This window comes from Streptococcus sp. WM07 (assembly GCF_004570525.1).
In the GTDB taxonomy this organism is placed as follows: Bacteria; Bacillota; Bacilli; order Lactobacillales; family Streptococcaceae; genus Streptococcus.
Window position 1 is genome coordinate 1 of the sequence record NZ_SPPZ01000094.1, and the last position, 2,689, is coordinate 2,689.

The 2,689-nt window shown below is 38.0% G+C and carries 3 protein-coding genes and 1 pseudogene; 2 read left to right on the top strand and 2 right to left on the bottom strand.

The window, feature by feature from the left end; translation table 11 throughout:
* Window positions 1-88, bottom strand: a pseudogene (locus E4T71_RS10300) (IS5/IS1182 family transposase); the annotation flags it as partial.
* 179 nt (window positions 89-267) lie between these two features.
* A complete protein-coding gene (locus E4T71_RS08360; protein WP_135038861.1) occupies window positions 268-1,635 on the bottom strand; it encodes an FAD-dependent oxidoreductase in 1,368 nt (455 codons plus the stop codon).
* A 140-nt stretch (window positions 1,636-1,775) separates the two neighbouring features.
* Here E4T71_RS08360 and E4T71_RS08365 point away from each other — a divergent pair, with 140 nt between their 5' ends.
* Window positions 1,776-2,075: a YbaB/EbfC family nucleoid-associated protein gene (locus E4T71_RS08365; protein WP_135038863.1), complete on the top strand. Its 300-nt coding sequence runs from the start codon at window positions 1,776-1,778 to the stop codon at window positions 2,073-2,075.
* 400 nt (window positions 2,076-2,475) lie between these two features.
* A partial coding sequence (locus tag E4T71_RS08370; protein ID WP_135034965.1) for a helix-turn-helix domain-containing protein occupies window positions 2,476-2,689 on the top strand: 214 nt, incomplete at its 3' end.

Below are 2,689 nucleotides of genomic sequence, written 5' to 3' on the forward strand. Positions count from 1 at the left end.
TTAGCATTTTATCAAAAGTTCGTCTCTCAACACCAACTAGGCGTTTAAAGCATAAATCGGAAAGTTTTTTACTGGATTCATAATTCATGCTTCTATTTTATCATCTCCTTGTTTCGCAGGAAATCTAATCTAATACTCAGAAATCTGCAGGGGAGAAACTTAAAAAACCATTGTCTTCGGACAATGGTTGATTTCAGATTAGGAATCTAGGTAGATTGGATATGGAACAGAACTCCTTTAGTTGCATATCCCACTCCCTAATCTATCTTAAAAGCGTTTGTAGCCTAAAGCATCTTGTGCTGCAAGGTTCAACAAACTCCATTGACGATCAAATCCTGGTTGGAAAAAGAAATCAGCTTCTGCTAAATCTTCCAAAGTCATTTTCTGGGCAATGGCTAGGGACAAAACATTTCCTTGAGCAGTGACATCTTGACGAGATAACACAGATCCTCCTAAAATTTGGTGAGTTTGTGGATGGAAAGTTAAACTCACAAAAACTTCTGGGTTATCTGACTCAGGGATGTAGGCTGGACGTACACGATCGGTATAGAAGCTCGTTTCAAATTCTACTCCAATCCTGCCAGCTGTGTACTGATTCAAACCAGATGTCGCAAATTTATAACCAAAGATACCAAGAGCCGAGGAACCAACAACCCCTTTATAAGCCCGAGCTGGTTTTTGATCAAATAAAGTATTAGCTAGGTAGAAAGCAGAACGACGAGTCGTCGTTGCTAATGCGATTGGTAGTGACTGACTGGCTGGGATTGATGGCTGTAAAGTTGCATCTCCAACTGCATACACATCCTCTACATTCGTACGAAGATAGGCATCTGTCTTAATGTAACCACGCTCATCCAAATCCAAAGTGCCTTTCAACCAAGCTGTATTTGGATAAACACCAATAGCCACAATTACAAGATCCGCTGGCACTTCTCCTTTATCTGTTTTAACTGCACGAACAGCTTCATCACCAATAAAGGCTTCAACAGTTGCACCCATATGCAAGTTCACACCTGCATCTACAAAAGCTCGCTCTAAAATCTCAGTTGATTCTGCATTTAGGTAATTGCCTAACGGACGCTCTAGCATGTCAATTAGTGTTACAGATTTACCAGCTTGAGTGAATACCTGAGTCGCTTCCACCCCAATATATCCAGAACCGATTACAACAACATTTTTGATGCTATCATCTTTCTGAGCAGCATTGATCTTGCTCGCCCAATCATAACCGTGCATCAAGTAAATGTTACTCAAATCTCTACCAGGGATATTCAATTCAATCGATTCAACTCCCACACTAAGGATTAATTTATCGTAAGAAACAGATTCTTCCACACCTGCAACCAAATTCTTAACCGTAATCGCTTTAGATTCTGGGTGGATAGCCGTTACCTGATGATTATTTACCACACGGCCTCCACGAGCCTCTAACTCTTCAGGTGAAAAATTTCGAACAGTATCCTGCCCCAGCGTTTTGCCTTCTAAAAATAATTCCATTCCACAAGACATGAATGATACAAAATCCCCAGCTTCATAAATCGCTACATCCACATTCTCATACTTATCAAGAATACGGATAGCTGATTCATGACCACCATGTGAAGCACCTATAATAATAACTTTTTTCTTAGACATAAAATATTCCTTCCTTTCTACTCCCATCCTACATGAATGTTTGAAAAATCACAAACATTTAGCTTGGAAATTTTATTTTTCTTTTTATTCAAAAACATGGTAAAATAGACCCACACACTAAAAGAAATGGGAATCGTTTTATGATGAATATGCAAAATATTATGAAACAAGCACAAAAAATGCAAAAAAATCTGGAGAAAAAACAGGCCGAATTAGCTGCCAAGAATTTCACTGCCTCTTCTGCACAAGACTTAGTCACTGCCACACTATCTGGAGATCGTAAAATCAAAGCTATTCAATTCAATCCTGCTATCGTTGATCCTGAAGATTTAGAAACTTTAGCCGATATGACTGCTCAAGCAATCAATAAAGCTTTAGAACAAATTGATCGAGAAACACAACGCAATATGGGCGCTTTAGCTGGGAAACTTCCTTTCTAAAACCTTTTCTATACCTTAAAGTCTAGGCTTATTCAACAATCCATACCAAACCATTCGAGAGTAAGACTACAAAGGATTTCAATTGTAAAAATCTTTCATAGCCCCATCTTCACACAGTTGATTAGATTGTTTTCAGAGCTTAAAAAGCGAACGAAAACAATCGTCAATCACTGCGTCAAAGTAGATTCCACTGACCAAAATAGAGAGGTTGAGACTTTTGTCCCAACCTCTTTTGAGTCTCTACAAAAAATTGAATTTTTTCTTTCACATTTTTATTCCTGAGAATCCGATAAACTGTACAAAAGGTTTGAGAATGGAAAACTCAACTGGCCTTCGAATGAGCGAGAAGTAAAGGAACTTATACTTAACAAAAAACAAAAATAGCTGTATACTATAAGGTATGAAAGTCGAACTAAATGAATATCAAATTAGCGAATTGAAGCAAGCCCTGAAAGATAAAAAGAATGCACAGCACCATAGGAAAATTCAAGCTCTCATTCTCTACTCTGAATGTCAGAATTTAACAGCAGTAGCTAAATCAGTAGGTTTTGTTCATCAAACTGTACGAAACTTATTGAACCGTTATCTAGAAGGAGGTTTAGAGGCACTCCTTA

What these genes read in the sequence shown, in the direction of transcription:
- E4T71_RS08360 (WP_135038861.1), bottom strand. Translation starts at nt 1,635, where the DNA reads ATGTCTAAGAAAAAAGTTATTATTATAGGTGCTTCACATGGTGGTCAT.
- E4T71_RS08365 (WP_135038863.1), top strand. Translation starts at nt 1,776, where the DNA reads ATGATGAATATGCAAAATATTATGAAACAAGCACAAAAAATGCAAAAA.